The organism is Pseudoalteromonas marina (assembly GCF_000238335.3).
GTDB lineage: Bacteria > Pseudomonadota > Gammaproteobacteria > Enterobacterales > Alteromonadaceae > Pseudoalteromonas > Pseudoalteromonas marina.
In genome coordinates, this window is the sequence record NZ_AHCB03000006.1 from 247,731 (window position 1) to 268,002 (window position 20,272).

Genomic DNA, 20,272 nt, shown 5'->3' on the forward strand with positions numbered 1-20,272 from the left:
TTTATAAAAAACGAATATTAATTAAAGCTCTTTTTCAACTTCATCAAATAACGTTGTTATATCTGAGTTAGGCTCATTGGTTGCTAAACTTACAACTACAATAGCAATACTTGCAAGTATAAAGCCTGGGACAATTTCGTACATTACGCTACTTAAACTTTCACCGTTGATTGTGAATGGGCCGTAAATCCATAGTAAAACAGTAACTGCACCCACAACCATACCTGAAAGCGCACCCGCAAAGTTCATACGTTTCCAGTAAAGGCTAAACAATACAAGCGGTCCAAATGCAGCACCAAAGCCTGCCCATGCATTACTCACTAAGTCTAAAATAGAGCTGTCTCTATCGTATGCGAGGTAAATAGCAAGTATTGCAACAATAGACACACTAATGCGCCCTACTAATACAAGCTCTGCGTCACTGGCTTCTTTACGTAAAAATGTTTTGTAAAAATCTTCAGTTAGTGAGCTTGAGCTTACTAATAGCTGAGACGAAATTGTACTCATTATTGCAGCTAATATTGCCGCAAGTAAAAAGCCAGCAATAAGTGGATGAAACAACAGCTCTGACAGGATCAAGAATATAGTTTCAGGATCATCCACAACTATATTATTTTCATAAGTGTATGCTGCACCAAAAATACCCGTACCTACTGCACCAATTGCAGCGACAATCATCCAAGACATACCAATACGACGTGCTGTTGGCATATCTTTAACACTGCGCACCGACATAAAGCGAACAATGATATGTGGTTGACCAAAGTAACCCAAGCCCCACGCCATTGCTGAAATAATACCTAGCGCAGACCCTGCGCCTATCCAACTTAGCATGTCTGGATTAACACTGTTTAGGGTTGACTGCAGTGGTTGCTCTAATAAAGAGTAAGCTACAGCGGGTACTAAAATAAGTGCTATAAACATAATACAGCCTTGCACGAAGTCAGTTAAGCTAACCGCTAAAAAGCCGCCAAAGAGTGTATACAAAACAACAACACCCGTTGTGATGTATAGCCCCATTTCGTAGCTTAAGCCAAATGAGCTTTCAAATAGTTTACCACCGGCAACAACACCTGAAGAGGTATACAGTGTGAAGAACACAATAATTACAACAGCCGACACAACACGGAGTAAATTTGATTTATCGTTAAATCGGTTAGAAAAGTAATCAGGGATGGTAATAGAGTCATTCGCTTTTTCAGTGTAAACCCTTAAACGCGGCGCGACTAAAAAGTAGTTTAACCATGCACCGGCAATTAAGCCAAATGCAATCCACGTGCTACTTAAGCCAGTAACAAACATGGCGCCAGGTAACCCCATTAAAATCCAGCCACTCATATCTGAAGCACCCGCTGAAAGTGCTGCAACACTTGGCGACAAGTTTCTACCACCCAGCATATAACCAGAAACATCACTTGTTGACTGCTTATAGGCATATAAACCAATACCTAACATAACAACAAAGTATAGTGACAATGAAATAATCATTCCTGTTTCCAAATTCGCCTCCATAAAACAATTAAAAGTAGCAGGCTTTTGATCCGAATATTGACTCTTAAAATTTTATAATAAAGTCACTATTAGGATAAAAGCATTCCTTCGGACTATATCATGCTTGTAACAAAAATCTCTATTTGTTGTATTTTCTTAGTTTAAAAATAATCATGTTGAAAACAATTGCTAAAAAAACTTTTTTACACGCAAAAAAATAGCCAAACGCTTTTATTTAATAATGATATTTTATTATTTAGTAAAATATACAGCATGCTATTTTGTATGTTTTCTAATATATTATTACAATAGCGACTGACTCGACTGACACGGATTTTTTTATGTATTTTTATGCTGCGCGCCAACCTATTTTAAATCGTGATAAAGAGCTTATCGGTTATGAGCTTTTATTTCGTGATGGCGTAGATAATGTATTTCCCAATATAGATGGTGACGAAGCAACTACACGCTTAATTGAAGGCAGTCAGTTTAACTTTGGTTTAGAAGACTTAACCGATAACAAACCGGCTTATATTAACTTTACACTAGAAACCTTACTTAAGGGTTACCCTACCCTGTTAGGTAAAGACACCATTGTTGTAGAAATACTTGAGACAATTCAACCGGGTAAACGTTTACTTGCGATTGTTAAAAATCTCAAAGACAAAGGCTACACCATCGCGCTCGATGATTACATTCACCAGCCGGTATGGCGCCACTTTTATCCGTTTATCGATATTATTAAAATCGACTTTTTAACGTGTGATTTAGCAACAATAAAAACTATTATAAAAGAGCTAAAGGCGCACCCTCATATAAAGCTTTTAGCTGAAAAAGTAGAAACCTACGAAGCATATAGCTTAGCGTTAGAGCTTGGCTTTGATTATTTTCAAGGGTTTTTCTTTTCAAAACCAGAAATGGTGCAAAGTAAAGCGTTACCACCATCAGAAATGGCACTTGCAGAATTACTTTACCAAACGTCAAGCGTAGAGATGGACCTAAAAAAAATCACCGATGTATTTGAGCGCGACGTAAACCTGTCTTACAAACTACTTAGATACTCAAACTCAGCAGCCTTTGCACGACGAGCTGAAATAAGCACTATAAAACAAGCACTTATTGTTTTAGGTGCCCAAGAGATCAAAAAACTTCTCTCTTTGTTATTTGCTGCACAAGTATCGGCTGATAAACCGGTAGAGTTAATTAGGCTATCACTTACACGCGCTCGCTTTTGTGAACTGTTAGCTATTTCACATGGCCAAATGAAAGACACCGGCATGGCATTTTTAACCGGTATGATGTCGTTAATGGATGCTATTTTAGATGAAAGTATGCAAAGCGTGATGCAAAAGCTTCCTTTATCTAACGATATTAAGGCAGCTCTGTTAGATAACGAGGGGTTATTAGCGCAATACTTGAACCTTGTTAAACATTACGAAAAGGCTGATTGGTCACAAGCAAACGACATTTCAACAGCACTTAATATTGCCGATAAAGTACCTGATGCGTATCACGAGGCACTTAGTTGGGTGAACGAGCAAATGAGCTTGATGGTTAATACCTAATACTTGCCAAGCATTATTCTATAAAAACGCCAGCATTAAGCTGGCGTTTTTATTTTGATTTGGCTTATAAACTTTCTAAAAAATCTTCATCAAAGTCGGCAGGCTCTTCTTTAATTGGCGGGTTGCCATCGTAAAGTTCGAATAACTGACGCTGAAAATAAATATCTTTTACAAATAAATACGGGTCAAGTGAATCATTTAAAAGGCCTTCTTGCGCCATTAATGAAGCACGCGCTTCTACCGCTTTTAACGCAAATACTAGCACCGTTTGTGGCGTAGTTAAGGCAATTTCAGGCAGAACAAAGTTGTCTACTACGTCACCGGTTAAGTTTCTTGCTGTAGTAGGCCCCATTGCAGGTAGCATTAAGTATGCACCATCACCAATGCCCCACACACCCATTGTTTGGCCAAAATCTTCATCTACTCGATTTAAGCCAAGCGAGCTAGCTACATCAAAAATACCAAAAATGCCCACGGTAGAATTCACTAAAAAGCGCGCAAGGCTAACACTTGCATTACCCGGTTTACCCTGTAGCCCCGCATTTACCATATCAACCGGTGCCGTTAGGTTATCAGTGAAGTGAACAATGCTTTGACGCACAGGCACAGGAGTCACAGCAACATAACCAACCGCTGCTGGGCGAAGTATGTAAGCGTCTAAAACATCCATATTAAAGTCATACAACGGACGGTTAATACTTTGCAGTGGATCTCTTTCATCAACTTTGCTTTCTGGTACTTGCGCACAACCGGCCAGTATCAAAAAGCTTAAAAAAGCTAAACTTTGTCTTAACATTTTTCGTCCTTAAGGTATTAATGTATCTATTTTAAGTTGGTATTCACTTACACTTTCACGCTTTAATGAGCCAGAATGCCCTTCTAATTCACCTGAACTTGGCATAACAGAGTCATCAAGCGAAATACGCGCCGATATAATAATATCTTCTGCGCTAGATAAGTTCATACCTTCAACCATGGCAGTACTGTCGTTTAACTCAACTGTAACAGGGAATGAATATGAAGTGAGTTTTACAGCAGCAATCGGCATTGGCGAACCATTTGCCGCTTTTGCAAATACAAATAAAGTCCCCTTTTCAGGCAGTTTATTTATAAGCTCACTGGCAACATTAACGGTAACAGCAATGCTGTTGGCTTTAGTTACTGGCATTACCGAGCCTTCGCTTTGCATTTGCAGTTCAATATCTGCAATACGCTGAGATATTAAACCATAGCGAGAATCATTTTTTTCCATACTGGCTAGCAATACTTCAAAGGCGGCTTTAGCTTGAGGCCAGTCTTTTCGCTCGTAAGCAATGAGCGCTAATAACGAAATAGCATCTAAGTTTGTCGGTTCTGCGTTTAATACTTTAGACAACATACCCGCTGCACGCGTCATATTCGCTTCGCTGCCTTCAAGTAGCAAAATTTGGCTGTAACTTATTAACACCTGTTTATTATCAGGGTTCATGCGCAGTGCTTTATCAAATGATTGCTGAGCCATATCAAACTCATTCAGTGACATAGCAACACGACCAAGTAACATCCATGCCATTTCATCATCGCCTGAACGGCTTAACTTGGTGCGTAACGCCAGTGCAAATGCTTGTAGCTCGTTTTGAGTAAGCTGCTCGCCTTTTTGCATCACAGCGCGCTCACCGTATTCGGTCAGGTTATCCATGGCATCGTGCCATGCTGAAATTTGCTGTTGACTACCCGTTAAACTGTAAAAAATACCGCTTAGTGCAATAACAAATGCGCCGCCTGTCAGGGCAAAAATACGGTTGTTACCTTTGCTAATTAATGATTTTTCTGGTGAAAGCTCATTAAGCAACCGGCGTTTTAGTTCAACTATCGATTCAGAATAGTTAGCATCATCTATACGTTGATTATCTAAATCGGTCTTTAAATCAACCAAACGTTGTTCGTAAATACTTATAAGCTCGGCATTTGCGTTGTGAGTAATTGTTTTAACACGCTCTTTTTGTAAAAAAGGCAGCATAACAAACGCCAGTGCAATCAGTGTGAGTAAAGCAAAACACGCCCACATTAAAATCATTTAATTTTGCTCCTGACGTTTATTTTGTTCAATTAGCTTATTTAAAAGTACTTCATCTTGGTTGCTCCAGGTCTGCTTTACAGACGCTTTACGCTGACGAATGACAATAAAACCAAACCCAACAATAACAATTAATACCGGCAATACCCAAAGCACCAGTGTTGCAGGGGTCACAGGTGGGTCGTAATGAACAAAGTAACCATAGCGGTCAATCATGTAGTCAATAACTTCATCTTTTGTGTTGCCTTCTTTAACTAGCTCTACCACTCTTTCACGAAGGTCTTTGGCAACAATAGCGTCAGAATCAGCAATGTTTTGATTTTGACATTTAGGGCAACGAAGTTCTTTTGTAAGCTCTTCAAAACGAACCGCTTGCTCGTCGGTATCAAATACGTAGCGATCAGTTTGCCCTAATGCACTCGTAGTCAGTAAAAGGCTGAGTGAAAACAATAGCCACTTCATTATTTTAGCTCCTGCATCATAGGTGCAAATTTAGAACGCCATACTCGCGGATTAATATCACCGGTATGATGTAGCAAAATAGTGCCGTTTTTATCGATTAAAAATGTTTCTGGCGCACCCGACACACCCAAATCTAACGACAGCGTTCGATGTAAATCCAAAATATTAAACTGATAAGGGTTACCCGCACGCTCAAGCATATCTTGTACTTCAGTACGTAGTGCTTGCATGTCAAACGGACCATCAAAGTCGGCGTCGTAGCCTTGCACATAATACAAGCCAATAATTTTAACGCCTTGCTCTCGCAGCTTTGTTAAGTAGCCCAGCTCAGCTAAACAAGTTGGGCACCAAGTGCCCCATACATTTAGTAAATATACCTCGCCTTTTAACGCTTCGTTAGTCCATTGCTTGTTGTCTTGCATTAAATCAGGAAGCGTAAAAGCAGGCATTTCATGGCCTATTCGCCCAGTTTGTATTTCGCGTGGGTTTGCAAATAAACCTTGGTATAAAAACACACACACAAAAGCAAATACTAAAAGAGGCGCTATGGCTAACAATTTACGGTTCATAACACACTCTCCGCTGCTGCTTTTCGAGCTGTTTTTGCAGATGTACGGTAACGTTTATCAAACAAAATCATAAACCCTGCAAGTGAAATTAATACACCACCAATCCATAACCAACGCACAAACGGCTTGTGGTATATGCGCAGAGACCAAGCCCCTTGGCTTAATTGCTCGCCTAGAGCAAGGTATAAATCACGTGTGAAGCCAGCATCAATGGCGGCTTCTGTCATAAATTGCATGCCAATATCGTATTTACGTTTTTCGGCGTATAAACGAGTGACTACATCATCGTTTTTTAGCACCGTAACAACACCAGCATGGCCACTGTAATTAGGTCCACGAATTGTTTTAACACCTTCAAAGCGATAGTTGTATTGATTAAGCTGCACTATATCGCCTTTCTTCATCGATACATCACGCTCAACAGAGTACGCAGAGGTTAACGCAACACCCGCAATAACAAATGCCATACCAATGTGGCCTAGCACCATTGCCCAATAACTAACACCTAAGCGTTTTAACCCTTCTTTTAATGTGCCATGCACTGCGGCTTTAGTGTAAATGTCAATCAAGGTTGAAACAGCAACCCACACACCCAGCGTTGTTGCTAATAGCGTAAGTGGTGTCACTTCGTCGTAAGCTGAGAACAACCATACACAAGTAATCGCCACACTGGCCAAAATACCTACAACAATTTTATTTTGCAAAAACGCCCATTTGTTTTGCTTCCAGCGTAAAAAAGGACCAATGCCCATTAAAATAGCAAATGGCACAAGTAGTATTGCAAACATTTTATTAAAGAACGGTTCACCTATAGAAATACTACCCAAGCCCATTTCTTTGTGCACCATAGGCAATAAAGTACCCAATAATACAATTAAGGTCGCCACAACTAAAAAGATATTGTTTAGCCACAATGCCACTTCGCGCGATACAAATTTGTAGCGTCCTTCGCTATGAACTTGCGATACGCGTAATGCGTAAAGCGCCAAACCACCGCCAACAACTATTCCTAAAAAGGCCAGTATAAACAGGCCTCTGTCGGGATCAGTTGCAAACGCATGAACTGATACAATAATACCTGAACGCACAATAAACGTTCCCAGCAAGCTTAACGAAAATGCTGCAATTGCCAGTAATACGGTCCACGATTTAAAAATGCCGCGCTTTTCTGTCACGCTTAGCGAGTGAAGTAAAGCGGTTGCAACAAGCCAAGGCATAAGGGACGCGTTTTCTACTGGATCCCAAAACCACCAGCCACCCCAGCCAAGCTCTGCATAAGCCCACCAACTGCCAATAGTAATACCTAAGCTTAAAAAGCCCCACGCGGTCATTGTCCACGGACGTGACCATTTAGCCCACGTGTTATCAAGCTTACCTGTTAACAGTGCTGCAATAGCAAACGAAAAAGCAACCGATAGCCCAACATAACCCATGTAAAGTAATGGCGGGTGAATGATCATTCCGGGGTCTTGTAAAAGCGGATTCAAATCTCGCCCTTCTACCGGAAAATAAGGAAGTAAACGTTCAAATGGGCTTGATAATAGTAAGGTATACATCATGAAACCAACACCTAAAAAACCAAGCACGCCTAAAACACGGGCACGTAGAACCCAAGGTAATGACTTTGAGCGAGCAGCAACGACGGCAGTCCATCCTGCTTGCATAACTAACCAAAGCAATATTGCTCCTTCATGGCCGCCCCAGGTCGATGTTATTTTGTAATACCATGGCAGTGTGCTACTCGAATGATACGCCACATAAGATACGGTAAAGTCGTCAGTTAAACTTGCGTAAATAAGCGCAGCAAACGAAATTAATACAAACGCAAACTGACCAATAGCTAAAGAGGGGGCAGCACGCATTAAGCGAAGATTACCGGTATGCGCGCCCCAAAGTGGAAAAATACATAATAAAACGCTCAGCACCATGGCGAGCGTTAAAGAAAAATAACCAATTTCTGGGATCATAGCTAATTACCACTATCTAAGTTGTATTTTGGTTTTTCATGCTTAATACCTTTAACCGCTTCAGCAACTTCTGCAGGCATGTATTCTTCATCATGCTTGGCCAGTACTTCAAACGCTTCAATGACATTAGGCTCAATTAAAACACCTTGCGCAACAATACCCTGCCCCTCACGAAACAGATCAGGCAATATCCCCTGATATTTCACAGTCACTAATGGACCTGTATCAATTAATTTAAAACTCACTTCTAAGCTTTGCTCGTTTCTTTCAACAGATCCTGGGACTACCATGCCACCAATACGAAGCTTTTGACCAATAAAAGGTTTTTCTTTGTTTGGGCCTTTGCCATCAATCAATTCGCTTGGGGTATAAAATAGGTTTATGTTTTCTTGTAAAGCATAAAGCACTAAGCCTATGGCAGAACCCAAACCAAATAAAATAGCAACAATCACTAATAAGCGTTTTTTACGTCTAGGGTTCATGATGCTTGCTCCTGCTTGGCTTGTTTTATACGCTCTTCACGCACAATCTGTTGCTCTACTGAAGCCATAATATGCTTAGTATCTCTTAAAGAGCTCACTAAAATACCCAGTAAAATAAGTGCGCATGTGCCAAATGAAAGCCATACATAAAATCCATAGCCTCCCATTGCAATAAAATCAGAAAAAGAGTCAAACTGCATAATTACCCCCTATTAAGCAACTGGCGCACCCATGGGCGATGCTTTTCACGTTGCAAAATTTCATTTTTAAGACGAATTAAAGTGACTGTGCCAACAAACGCTGCAAAGGCTAAAATATTTACCATTAATGGCCAAAACATGCTTGGGTCGACCGCATTGGTATTAAATTTAGTGATGCTTGCTCCCTGATGGAGGGTGTTCCACCACTCAACCGAAAAGTGAATGATTGGTAAATTGATCACCCCTACAATCGCTAAGATAGATGCAGCACGGCCCGCTGATTTTTTATCTTCAAAAGCGTGGTATAACGAAATTACGCCCAAATATAAAAATAATAAAATAAGCTCCGATGTGAGTCGTGCATCCCACACCCACCAAGCGCCCCACATAGGTTTACCCCAAGCAGCCCCGGTTATAAGTGCTATTGCAGTCATACATGCGCCAACAGGTGCAATTGCTATAACGGCAAGTTCTGCGTTTCTGAGTTGCCATACAAGCGCAACAATGGCAGCAATGGCCATAGAGGAATATGCCCCCATTGATAAAATGGCAGAAGGAACGTGAATAAAAATGATACGGTAGCTGTCTTTTTGTTGGTAATCGGCAGGTGCAAAACCAAGCCCCCACACCCAACCAACGAGCATACTAACAACCGTAACTACGGCAAAATAAGGCAGTAACGTATTGCATAACTGGTATGCACGCTCTGCTTTAGCATAGGGATGTAACCACTTCCACATTAACTTATACTCACTTTTAAAGCTGACGATATGGCGATTGGTGCGCTAATAATAGCGATGACTAACATAGCACCAAGGATGGCAAGTTGCCCGCTATAATCCAGCGACATAACACTGGTGTCGATAGCCGACGTTGCAAAAATTAGAACAGGAATATACAAAGGCAGTACGAGTAAACTCATCAAAATACCCCCTTTTTGTAGCCCAACAGTAAGCCCAGCACCTATTGCACCAATAAAACTTAATAACGGTGTACCCAATAATAACGTTAAAACAGTGGCCACCAGCGCATTACTATCTAAATTAAGTAATAACGCGAATAACGGGGTCATTAATACAAGGGGCAACCCCGTCACAACCCAATGTGCAGCCACTTTTGCAAGCACTGTAAGTGACAATGGGTACGATGAGGCAATTAACTGTTCGAGAGATCCATCATTAAAGTCATCTCTAAACAGTTTATCTAAACCCAACATGGTAGAGAGTAAAGCTGCAACCCAAATGATACCGGGCGCCATTCTAGCAAGCAGACCGGGCTCAGGACCTATTGCTAACGGAAACAAAGAAATAACAATTAAAAAAAACAATATTGGGTTTACAATTTCAGCTCGCTGGCGAAAGGCAAGCTTTATATCTTTCGTAAAAACCGCACTGAATAGTAACCAATAAGAGTGTTGACGAGTCATCAGTGGCGGTACTCCAATGTGATTGTTTGTAAATCACTAAAGTGAGCAGTTAGGTCTTGGTGGGTAGTTAATAATATGGCGCCATTATTATCTAGATGTTGAGTAAATCGCTGCTGTAAAAACGCAACACCGCTTTTATCGAGCGCAGTAAATGGCTCGTCTAACACCCATAAATTTGCGTCGCTTAGCCAAAGTCTAACTAATGCAACTCGTCGTTGCTGGCCTGCCGACAGCATTCTAACAGGCACATCTTCAAGACCGACCAAGCCTAGTTTTGCTAAAATTGGGTACAGGTCAGGCTCATTTGAATAACCGTTGATCCGTAACCAAAAGCGTACATTTTCAACAGCGCTCAACTGAATGTTAACACCCGTTTTATGGCCTATAAAAAGTAAGTCGTGGGCGAACTCTTCATAGTATTTATTTATTGAGCGTTCTTGATACAAAACCTCGCCTTCATCAGGCGCAGAAAAGCCAGCGATGATACGCAATAACGATGTTTTACCAGCCCCATTAGGACCCGCTAATTGCATGATTTGACCGCTTTTAAGGCTAAAATTAAGGTCCGCAAACAAACAACGTTCTTGCTTGATGCAGGAGACGGACTTAATGTGTAACAAGATGACGATTCTCTCTGCCAAAAATTAGGCGTTAGTCTACCATAATGATAGGGTAATACGAATATTGCTTTAAAATCGATTCACTTAAAATAGAGAAAACTTGATTTAAAATAATGAATACGCCAACGCAAATAACATTATCCAATTCATTGGTTATCAATTCATCAACTAATAACCAAACCAATGAGTTACCACAAATACCAAGTGAAGTACTTGCGGCTAAAAACATTCAATTTTCAAAAGACTCTATCACGCTAGAAGTGCTGGTTAATAAGCAATGGCAAACGCTCAGACTAGGCACAAGCAATGCCCCTCAATCTTTAGATAAAATTGCTAGCGCGCGCATTCAACTAAGCGAAGACGGAAAGCAGCTATATATTTTGCCAAATGTAGCAACAATTAAACTTAACCAGCCTGCCCAATTACAACGCTTATTAAATTTTATTAGTACCGGTGCAGAGGTTGAAAGCAAGCCACTTTCAGTTCAGCTTGCTTTAGCGCCTGCACCAAAGCTAATTATTGATAAGCTCAATGCTAGTATTGCCATAAATAAAGATGTTGCTCAGCTACTCAGCACAGAGCAACCTTTAAAACTAGCCATAAGTACCAACAGTAAAGGCGCACAAATTGATGTTATTAACCGCTTTGCTGATACCGTTCACACCCAGCCTTTAAGCCAAACAAAGCTGGTTAAAATGCTAGCAAGCTTGTTACCCAATGCACAACTACAGGCAACGCCTAAATTAGCCATTTTAACGCATCCGCAAAAATCAGGCTCTTTCACCACGCAAGTATCAAACACGCAGCTTGCTGAACTGCCTAACTCGCCTGTGAAAGTGACTGTTGCAAATCAAGCCGATAAGCTTGTAATAACAACACAAGCTCAAAGCGTAAAAGTGATGCTGAGTAACTCTTTTACTAAACCTTTTAATGAATTACTTACTGCGCAACACGCTAATTTACAAACCGCGCCAGCGCAGCTTAATAACACCGCTAAAGTAAGTCCGCTGGTGAGTACTAATAGCCCTATAAAGTCTTGGCTGCAAACTAGTTTTAGTGATTTAAAAACACGAATCAATGATGCAGTAAATTATTTTGAAAACAAATCGTTTGCAAACGAAAACAAAACTCAAATCGCACCATCACTCACTTTACAAAAACAGTTTATCGCCCCGTCCCCACTAACAAGTAGAATTAATTTAATTGAAAATGCAGGTATACAAGTTGCTAATAGTGCGCAAAAGCCAAGTACTGAACTTGTTAATATTTTACCTAAGCATTTTTCTCAATTACCCCCTATTGTGCAGTTAACACAGCTAATAAAAGCAAATGTTGCTATTTGGCAACCTCCTGGTGGCAAAGTTATCAGTAGTCACTTGCCTATACCCAATGCTAATACAACAAATACACCAGAAAATAAGCAGCCACCAATCGAAAAAGTCTCAGCCCACAGTAAAACAGAGGTAGGTACACAATCAGGCGCACTGTTAAGTGCTCAAATAAAAGCAGAACCCGCAACCAAAAATACAGAGCAAGTATTAAAAAACCAAACAGTGCAAGTTCAATCCACCTTGAGTAATGACCTACAAAAACAAACGACAATTAAAGAGTTAAACTCTCTTCCTGTTACAAAAGTGGGGCTTAGCCATGCTCAACAAGCTAATGCAGATAATAAACTGGCTACACTCCCTACCCTAAAAGCCAATAGCCCAGCAACCCAACAAAAACATGCTGTAACTTCTATACCAGCAAGTAACCCCCTATTTAGTGCAGTATTTAGTAACACAACGACTATTGCCTCACCAAGCCAAATGTTGCAACCTATTGAAGCTAAAATATTAACGCCGCTTTTAAAGCTGCCACCATCGCATGATTCAACTCACAAACTCACTGAAGAAAAAATTTCATTGAGCAGTCAAATAGCCGATATTCAAGTGAAAGCGACTAAGCAAACACCTGACCTTAATGCGCTGGTTAATCAAGCTTTTAATCGTATGGTATCAAGCAGCAACGTTAGCCCGACTGCCGTACAAAGAGAGATATTAGCGACGCTGCAACCTCACAGCCTCACGCATGACACCCTGCAAAGTAGCTTTACCAAAGGGCTTGAGCAGCTAGCGGTTAGTATTTTGGCGGCGCCTATTATTAACCAGTCTGTAACCCCAATTACCTTTGACTCAAAAACAGGCATAGATGCATTACTACAGGTGCTTATGCCTACGTTTAAAGCTGGCAAAGCAAGTTCAAAAATACTAGATCAACTTCAGCAATCACAAGTGCAAGCGCTTGCTGGAGAGATTACTCAGGTTAAAAACGCGCTCACACAGGTAAGTGTTTCAACACCAAGTCAGCAACCCGAAAGTAACCCGCTGGCACAGTTTTTACTTCCGATGAAATTACCGCCAGAAGCAGCCCAAACAGAAATAACGCTAGGGCAATATAAAAAACCATCGGCCGATAAACTAGAGCCTAAAAATGTCTGGTTTGTTAGATTAAATTTTGATTATGCAGATCTCGGTCAACTACAAATTACCGCCGAGCTAATGGACAAGTCGCTCGATTGCCAATTATTAGCATCAAGCCAAGAAGTGAGTGCCATTGCCCACCCTCACCTTGATAACCTGCGCTCAAAACTGGCTAAACACGGCTTACAAGTTGCTGAACTAAACCTAAAACGAGGGGAGGCAACCCATGCTGCTTTTTATAAATCCCATGCAATTATTAATATTAAGGTGTAGCTATGAGTGATTCCCCTAAGAGCAAGTCGGCAATTGGCCTTTTATACGAAGCAGGAAGCACGCCTTCAGTGAGTGTTAAGGGGTTTGGGGAGTTGGCGGAAGAAATAATCGCTGCAGCAAAACAAAAAGGGATCATGATCCACGAAGATCCCGATTTAGCTAAAACCTTATCGCACCTCGAATTAGGTGAAGAGATTCCAAAAGAGCTTTATTTTGTGATTGCAGAACTGATTGCGTTTTCGTATGTATTACGTGGGCAGTTCCCACCAGGGTGGCAGGACTTTCAAGGTAAGCTAAATATAAAAGCTTAAAATTGAAAAAGGCGCAAAGCGCCTTTTTCATTTACTTTGGTAAATTAGTCATTTTTTTCTGTTCAAGCATTTCTTTCCAATGCATTACTTCGCTGGGTAAAATAGGGGTTTTACCTTCAAAGCCAGCCACTTCAAGCATTTCTTCAATACTTATAACACCTTTTTTGCTTTTAAATACGCCACGTACGTACGCAATCGCATGCAAACCACGATCAGAATGAAATTTCTGCTCAATGTAAAAATACTTATGATCCCAGCCCACTAACTTAGTGCTAATAGTGTAGTTTTGCATGGGCTTAATATCACGAATGTAAGTAATAGCTGTTGCATTAACAATAGGAAACCAACGTCGTTTCATTATTTGTTTTAGCAAACCTACTCGCTCAGTCATCCACGTACGCGACAAGTCCATCATGGCCAAATAGCGCGAATTAGTTAAATGTAAATTAATATCACAATCGGTAGGAAGTGCTTTGTAATCAATATCTACCGTATCGAGTAAATCTTGATAGTGTTTATTACGCTTAATTTTAAAAAATAATAATAGGAGTCGAATATATAAGTTCACAACAAAGGTCTTACCAACAAAATTTTACTGAGTGTATCACAAGCACTTGCTAAGACGTATGTTCTCCCTTACTCTTTATTACTCATATATATAAAAATAAAATGCTTATGAAACCTCTACTACATATAATTACGTTTATTGGATTACTCGTACCAAGCTATTCAGCGCTAGCTGATTTTTCATTACCCGGCAAAGGCACTATTACCTACTCAACGGGTATACAAAAAGAATTTGACTTTGGTTTTGCTTGGCAACAAAAAGCTGAACAATTTAAAATTGGCGCTAAAAGCTACAATATGCAAAGTATTCCAAGTTCATACTCAGTTGCAATTACACTATCAAAAGATGAAAGCCAGGTATGGGTTCAAGAGTTTAACAATGGTTTTATTGAAGGGTTTAATTGGCAAATTGGTGAGCATACTGTGTCACTAAAAAAACAAAAGTTTAGCGACCGAGTAAAAGGCGACTATGTAATCGAGCTTAACAACCGTAGTTACTTTTTTACGCGCAACAATGCCAGTATTGTTATTAACTTTAATGAAGACGGTATAGAAACGATTGCTATTGATGGTGTTACAAAAAACATGGGGACTAAAAGCTAGTCCCCTGTTTTAATTTTAGAGTCATCTAAACCTTAACGGTTTTTCTGTTTATACCGTAGTCACGCAACTTATTTGCCACTGCGGTATGACTAAGCCCTAAACGTTTGGCAAGTTGCCTTGAACTTGGGTAAGCAGGATAAAGTTTACGCAGCAACGTTGCCTCAAAACGCTTCACAGCTTGATCAAGCGAGCCTTCAAAGTCCGACTCCAAATACCCTAACTCATGTGTAAACGTAGGTAGTTGTAAATGCTCTAAACGCAACTCGCTATCATCTAACAATGAGACTGCGCGGTAAATAGCATTTTCAAGTTGGCGAACATTACCCGGCCACGGATATTCTTGTAAAAAACTCAAACACTCTTGTGATAATAACGGGATAGCATGGCCATTTTGCTGGGCATATTTTTGGATAAAATGCTCTGCCAGAGGACCCACATCGGCTTTGCGGTCTCGTAACGGAGCAATTTCGAGAGTTAATACATTAATTCGGTAGTACAAGTCTTCTCTAAACACACCTTCTTGTACCATTGCGGGCAAGTCTTTTTGAGTAGCGGCTACAATACGAACATTAACTTTTACTTCGTTCTCATCGCCTACTTTTCTAAACGTTCCGTCTTGTAAAAAGCGCAAAAGTTTAGTTTGTAGCTGGGTCGACATTTCACCCACTTCATCTAAAAATACGGTACCGCCGTCAGCTTGCTCTAGTACACCGCGTTTAGGAGCTGCATTTTCTTCGTAGCCTGCATAACCAAAAAGCTCAGACTCCGCTACATCATCAGGTAACGACGCGCACGAAAGCGCAATAAATGGCTTCACAGAACGGTTTGACGCATAATGACACGCTCGCGCAAGTAACTCTTTACCTGTGCCTGTTTCACCCGTGATGAGTATGGGTGCTTCTAACTGTGCCATTTTTCGTGCTTCACGTACAACACGACGCATAGCAGTACTAAAGTTATGAATGGTGGCAAAGCTTTCTTGTCCGTAGCGCCTAAATGCACTAACTTGCTGACCTAAACGACTTTGCGACTTAATATTAATAACCGCACCAGCTAAAACATCGCCTTCACTGCCTTGTGGCACGGCAATTGGTAAAATATCTGCAATAAAGTCTTCGCCAGCTACTTCAACCCGAGTGGTTTGGCCTAACACTTCCTTGCCCTCTAACCAACGCGTAAAGTTAAAGCCCTTTAGTAGGTTATTTATGTTAGCGCCAATAACTTCTTTTTCACTTAACTGCAGGTCTTTACAGGCAGCATCGTTGCATAAACGTACCCAGCCCTTAGCATCAATAGAAATAACACCATCAGGTAATGCACGTAACAAGGTATTTAATTCGTTATGCTCTCGCTCAGAAGGGAGAAATGCGGTAGTGCGTACATCATGCACACCATCAATCAGACGGATAGAAGGCATGATTTTTTGAAACTGCTCAAACTCTATTTCTGGAAAGCTCACATACATACGGCAATTGACAGAATCGACCTCAATACCTTTTAAATCAACACTGTAGTTAACTAAAATATTAAGGATTTCTTGGGCTATACCGATCCTATCAGCACAGTGAATATCTAGACGCATACATCCTCAAAGCAGGAAAAACTAAATTAGCCGAATAATACGCTAAGTCGCTTTGATAAGGTAGCTTATTGTAAACATTTTTGGACAAGTCTGCGTTTTAATTAACACATAAGAATAACAACATAAACACGCTACACAGCAGAGCTAGCCTGCTGCATAGCTAAATTACTTTTAACCTTGAGGGTAAGCAGACCATTCTTCACCATCAAGTTGTATGTAAGGTCGTTTATTCACATACATCATGATTGTGCCCGCATTTTCAGCAACTTTTGGTGCTTTTGGCAAGTTTTCAACTAAATTGGCAATGCTGTTATTACCCCCAAAAACATTTGTCTCAAGTGTTTTTGCAACAATTTCAGATAAGGCAAAGTAACTAGTCGATTCGTTAATCATAATTTGCGAATAACTTTTAACGTCTGGACCAATAAATTTAATAGCAGCTGGTACAGATACAATAGTAGGGCTTGGTATTTCACGAAGACCAGCAAACTGTACCTTGTCACCTTTTAATGCTGCACCATGTTCAGGTACTATCATTAACATGACATTACGGCCGCGCTTTTTAAGGTTTTGAATAAAACGCTTAATATCAGATAATAAATTAGCGTGCCTGATTGGGTAACTTTCAAGGCTATTCATGCGTTTTTTATTGGCCAGCTGGTTACCATCGTGAAGGCTTGTTGTGTTGTAATACATTGCACACGGCTCACAATCTTGCGCTTCATTTTTAAGCCAACTATCTAGCACTGCACCGTCAGAATAAATAGGACTGTCATCAAAGCCGTATTGCGCTACTGGAAGTGAATCAATATTAAGTGGTTTATCGTTTAGGCCACCAAAGCGATTAACCAAGCCTTTAAAGTCATCGAAGTGGCCATCGTGGTTCATCACAACGCTGCTTTGATACCCTAATTTTTCTAAATTTTTAAATAGATAACATTGCTCTGGTGCATCACTAAATAAAGCTGTTTGGCTTGTTTGCCCACAACTTGCGCGTAAAAGCCTTATAGCTGCAGGCCCACTGTAAGATGTTGCTGAGTTAAAATCTGAAAACACCACATCAAAATCATTAAACATGTCTTCAACACTAACGCCAATAGCGTTCAAGTCATCAATCGCCATTGAACAAATATTTAAAACGATGACATCGAACAGTTCGCCATTAACTTGCGAAGGAAAATGGCTAATTAAATGGCTTTGTTGTTGATAAAAGTCTGACAATTTTTGATCAGGTGTTTGGCTTTCGCGCGTAATGACTTGTGCTTGATTAGTAGGCTCATTTCTAATTGTTGTATTTGTAGAGTAGGCATTTACTACTGTGCCTGATTGTTCACCCTCTCCTTGCCATCCTATCAAAAGCAGCCCAACAATTGTTATTGTTGTAAAACGTAACCACTGAGATGTATACCAAAAACACACGGTAATAACGAATAATGCCAATAGCATATCTACACTGATGACACGTGCTAAAAGTTCAAAAAAATAGCCAAAACTGAAATCTTGAACATTATCAGCTTGCTTTGTCAGCCTATTTATTGGGGGCAACCAAGAGTCTTGGTAAAATATGACAATCGCAAAAATACCACCAAGTACATGTTTTAACTTTTCAATAATCGCTTTTTTAAATTTGATTGCTAAAAGTGCTGCAAGGGCTGCATTGGTTAATACATTAAAATCAATTGCGCCGTAATAAAACAAGGCAAATTTAGCTAAGAAATAAAGATTCCACGCTCCTAAACCTGATAATTTCACTGCTCATCCTTCTTTTTTTTATTCGGTGTATAAGGTTCAAGTACTTCGTGTTTAAAAGTAAGCTTGTAATAATATGTTTTTACTCTGGCCAATATTTGAGTTGCCGACATACAAAGCACAATACCGACTATAATTGCCAAAATAACGGTAATAAAAAGCTGATTAATACTCATTGGTTAAGCCTTTAATCTCATTACAAATGACACAGCATCGGGGCGCGCATCATTTGTAAACTCAGGAGTGTCTAACGACTCAGTAATCCCTTTTGACACACCGGGTTCAAACTTATAGCTATCATTCTCTGTTAACTGTTTAGAATAATCAGTAACCTGTTTACCGCTATAAAGCCGCCTTAATTGCTTACATTCTTGCTGTATATGAAAATGATCTGAAATAACATTTTGTTGCACAAAAAAGTCACTCGTTTGTAGCTTGAATAAATGCTTGATTGCATTATTTACGTCGTTCTCTCTACACGCATGCAAGTACAAATACACGGTGTTGTCTGCAAGGCTAAATACATCCCCTTCACGCTTAATATGAAACAAGTGTAAAGGGTGAATGGGCTCTATGCGGGGTAGTAACTCAAGCTTAACCAACACGCCGCTAACCCCAAGATTAACAGCCGAGTCACTATGAACCTCCACTTGGCGCGTAAATTCATCAAAAGGTAAATAGCCTTTAGAAAACGTATTTTCAGTATATTTCAGAACGTGCTCGACAGATGGCGGTAACGGTCTAGAAAATTGAAACCCTTGAATAGATTGAATTTGAGATAATAATCGCGAAGGTTCAGAAAAGCTATACAAAATAAGGTTAACGCCTAAAGTTAAAAATAAACATTCATCTTGATGGCGAATAACGCCATCGACATTTTGTACTACCAATTTTAACCAACGACCACAGCTTTTTCTAAGTTCAAAGCATTGCTTACCAAGTAGTGCTAAATCTGTGTAACGCGTCACAGCAAACACCAATGTCGCCGCTTTTAATTTGGGGCCTTTGTCAAACAGCTCACTATTGTCTTTTGCGGTATAATAATGCGTAGGCAATTTTGTACCGATTGGTACCGCACTTTGTACTAACCAGACATCGTCTTCATCTGGAAAATGCGAGCCATTGAATACTTTTAGATCGTTTACAGTTCCCTCTTGTACCAAAAACTGATTATCTTCAAGCGACAGTTGAAACTGCATATCAGCAAATACACCCGTAGTGTGGTGCCAATAATCGTACTCTAAAACGCGGGTAGCAGAATCATTATCTACGAAAATTAAACCATCAAAAGATTTATTAAGCTGCCTTATTAAAAATCGATAGTGTGTTACTTCTGGACCAGATAGCAAAAATAATAAGGTAACCCCTGTTTTTTTTGCAAACTCACTGTAATCGTTCATTATTGTTTTTGTGCTAGCTTCGATTGCTGCACTAAGTAGCTCTGTGTTGAAGTGGATAAACACTAGCGCATTTTTTAATTTTTTATACGCGCCTATCTCTTTAATTATACCTTTGTTTATTCGCTCTATTGAGTAATGCTGTGTCTCAGATGAGAGAGAGAATGGATGAACTTTACTACGTTTGTACGCAGTATTAATTGCTGCAGAAAATGACGACTCAAAGAAAGATTCAACGTCTTGAGAAACAATGTAAATATCGTTTGCGCAATTTTGGTTAATTGCATGTAAAGCAAATTCAATTACAAAATTATCTAAAGGGGCTAAAACAGCATAACTTGAAGCCGATTTTAACTCTTTTGCAGCCGGCTCTAAACCCGTTATGTTAAAGTTATGCACTTAAAAAGCCCTCAAAAAAAATACTTTTTTACTAGTTTTGCCTGCTATTCTATATATAATAGCCAAATATTGTCCACTTTTAATAAAA

20 protein-coding genes are annotated in these 20,272 nt (G+C 39.9%); 4 read left to right on the forward strand and 16 right to left on the reverse strand.

The window, feature by feature from the left end; genetic code table 11:
- Positions 1–21: 21 nt before the first annotated feature.
- Positions 22–1,500 carry a sodium/proline symporter PutP gene (putP, locus tag PMAN_RS10100; protein ID WP_010557080.1) on the reverse strand — a complete coding sequence of 493 codons (1,479 nt, stop codon included), beginning with the start codon at positions 1,498–1,500 and terminating at the stop codon, positions 22–24.
- Positions 1,501–1,832: 332 nt separating this feature from the next.
- Here putP and PMAN_RS10105 point away from each other — a divergent pair, with 332 nt between their 5' ends.
- Positions 1,833–3,056, forward strand: coding sequence for an EAL and HDOD domain-containing protein (locus PMAN_RS10105; protein ID WP_010557079.1), 1,224 nt, complete (start codon positions 1,833–1,835; stop codon positions 3,054–3,056).
- A 64-nt stretch (positions 3,057–3,120) separates the two neighbouring features.
- Here the strand turns inward: PMAN_RS10105 and PMAN_RS10110 are convergent, their stop codons facing one another.
- The 10 genes from PMAN_RS10110 to ccmA are packed head-to-tail and all read right to left on the reverse strand — an operon-like array spanning position 3,121 to position 10,838.
- Positions 3,121–3,852, reverse strand: coding sequence for an MlaA family lipoprotein (locus tag PMAN_RS10110; protein ID WP_008127611.1), 732 nt, complete (start codon positions 3,850–3,852; stop codon positions 3,121–3,123).
- A 9-nt stretch (positions 3,853–3,861) separates the two neighbouring features.
- Positions 3,862–5,112 carry a c-type cytochrome biogenesis protein CcmI gene (gene ccmI, locus PMAN_RS10115; RefSeq protein WP_010557078.1) on the reverse strand — a complete coding sequence of 417 codons (1,251 nt, stop codon included), beginning with the start codon at positions 5,110–5,112 and terminating at the stop codon, positions 3,862–3,864.
- A complete protein-coding gene (locus PMAN_RS10120; RefSeq protein WP_010557077.1) occupies positions 5,113–5,574 on the reverse strand; it encodes a cytochrome c-type biogenesis protein in 462 nt (153 codons plus the stop codon).
- Entirely contained in the window at positions 5,574–6,143 is a 570-nt protein-coding gene (locus PMAN_RS10125) for a DsbE family thiol:disulfide interchange protein (RefSeq protein ID WP_006791390.1), read from the reverse strand. The genes PMAN_RS10120 and PMAN_RS10125 overlap by 1 nt, the downstream gene beginning before the upstream one ends.
- Positions 6,140–8,110: a heme lyase CcmF/NrfE family subunit gene (locus tag PMAN_RS10130; RefSeq protein ID WP_010557076.1), complete on the reverse strand. Its 1,971-nt coding sequence runs from the start codon at positions 8,108–8,110 to the stop codon at positions 6,140–6,142. Before PMAN_RS10130 ends, PMAN_RS10125 begins: the two co-directional genes overlap by 4 nt.
- A 2-nt stretch (positions 8,111–8,112) precedes the next feature.
- On the reverse strand, positions 8,113–8,592 hold the full coding sequence (gene ccmE, locus PMAN_RS10135; RefSeq protein WP_006791393.1) for a cytochrome c maturation protein CcmE: 480 nt from the start codon (positions 8,590–8,592) through the stop codon (positions 8,113–8,115).
- Positions 8,589–8,792 (reverse strand): heme exporter protein CcmD, encoded by a 204-nt coding sequence (gene ccmD / locus PMAN_RS10140; protein WP_006791394.1) that lies wholly within the window; start codon positions 8,790–8,792, stop codon positions 8,589–8,591. Before ccmD ends, ccmE begins: the two co-directional genes overlap by 4 nt.
- A 2-nt stretch (positions 8,793–8,794) precedes the next feature.
- A complete protein-coding gene (locus PMAN_RS10145; RefSeq protein WP_008127600.1) occupies positions 8,795–9,532 on the reverse strand; it encodes a heme ABC transporter permease in 738 nt (245 codons plus the stop codon).
- On the reverse strand, positions 9,532–10,218 hold the full coding sequence (ccmB, locus tag PMAN_RS10150) for a heme exporter protein CcmB (RefSeq protein ID WP_006791396.1): 687 nt from the start codon (positions 10,216–10,218) through the stop codon (positions 9,532–9,534). Before ccmB ends, PMAN_RS10145 begins: the two co-directional genes overlap by 1 nt.
- The gene (gene ccmA / locus PMAN_RS10155; protein WP_096801179.1) at positions 10,218–10,838 is read right to left on the reverse strand and encodes a cytochrome c biogenesis heme-transporting ATPase CcmA; all 621 of its coding nucleotides are present in this window, start codon (positions 10,836–10,838) and stop codon (positions 10,218–10,220) included. The genes ccmB and ccmA overlap by 1 nt, the downstream gene beginning before the upstream one ends.
- 113 nt (positions 10,839–10,951) lie before the next feature.
- Here ccmA and fliK point away from each other — a divergent pair, with 113 nt between their 5' ends.
- Positions 10,952–13,576 (forward strand): flagellar hook-length control protein FliK, encoded by a 2,625-nt coding sequence (fliK, locus tag PMAN_RS10160; RefSeq protein ID WP_198434409.1) that lies wholly within the window; start codon positions 10,952–10,954, stop codon positions 13,574–13,576.
- Positions 13,577–13,578: 2 nt separating this feature from the next.
- Positions 13,579–13,887 (forward strand): EscU/YscU/HrcU family type III secretion system export apparatus switch protein, encoded by a 309-nt coding sequence (locus PMAN_RS10165; protein ID WP_008127583.1) that lies wholly within the window; start codon positions 13,579–13,581, stop codon positions 13,885–13,887.
- A 31-nt stretch (positions 13,888–13,918) separates the two neighbouring features.
- On the opposite strand, the gene PMAN_RS10170 is transcribed toward PMAN_RS10165, so the two are convergent.
- Positions 13,919–14,455, reverse strand: coding sequence for a thioesterase family protein (locus PMAN_RS10170; protein ID WP_010557072.1), 537 nt, complete (start codon positions 14,453–14,455; stop codon positions 13,919–13,921).
- 107 nt (positions 14,456–14,562) lie between these two features.
- On the opposite strand from PMAN_RS10170, the gene PMAN_RS10175 reads away from it, so the two are divergent.
- The gene (locus tag PMAN_RS10175) at positions 14,563–15,057 is read left to right on the forward strand and encodes a hypothetical protein (RefSeq protein WP_008127581.1); all 495 of its coding nucleotides are present in this window, start codon (positions 14,563–14,565) and stop codon (positions 15,055–15,057) included.
- 25 nt (positions 15,058–15,082) lie between these two features.
- Here the strand turns inward: PMAN_RS10175 and tyrR are convergent, their stop codons facing one another.
- The 4 genes from tyrR to bcsE all read right to left on the reverse strand — a co-directional run bounded on the left by tyrR (position 15,083) and on the right by bcsE (position 20,184).
- The gene (tyrR, locus tag PMAN_RS10180) at positions 15,083–16,639 is read right to left on the reverse strand and encodes a transcriptional regulator TyrR (protein WP_006791402.1); all 1,557 of its coding nucleotides are present in this window, start codon (positions 16,637–16,639) and stop codon (positions 15,083–15,085) included.
- Between the two features lie 171 nt (positions 16,640–16,810).
- Positions 16,811–18,391, reverse strand: coding sequence for a cellulose biosynthesis protein BcsG (gene bcsG, locus PMAN_RS10185; protein WP_010557071.1), 1,581 nt, complete (start codon positions 18,389–18,391; stop codon positions 16,811–16,813).
- A complete protein-coding gene (locus tag PMAN_RS10190; RefSeq protein WP_006791404.1) occupies positions 18,388–18,564 on the reverse strand; it encodes a hypothetical protein in 177 nt (58 codons plus the stop codon). Before PMAN_RS10190 ends, bcsG begins: the two co-directional genes overlap by 4 nt.
- Before the next feature lie 3 nt (positions 18,565–18,567).
- The gene (gene bcsE, locus PMAN_RS10195) at positions 18,568–20,184 is read right to left on the reverse strand and encodes a cellulose biosynthesis protein BcsE (RefSeq protein WP_010557070.1); all 1,617 of its coding nucleotides are present in this window, start codon (positions 20,182–20,184) and stop codon (positions 18,568–18,570) included.
- Positions 20,185–20,272: the final 88 nt, after the last annotated feature.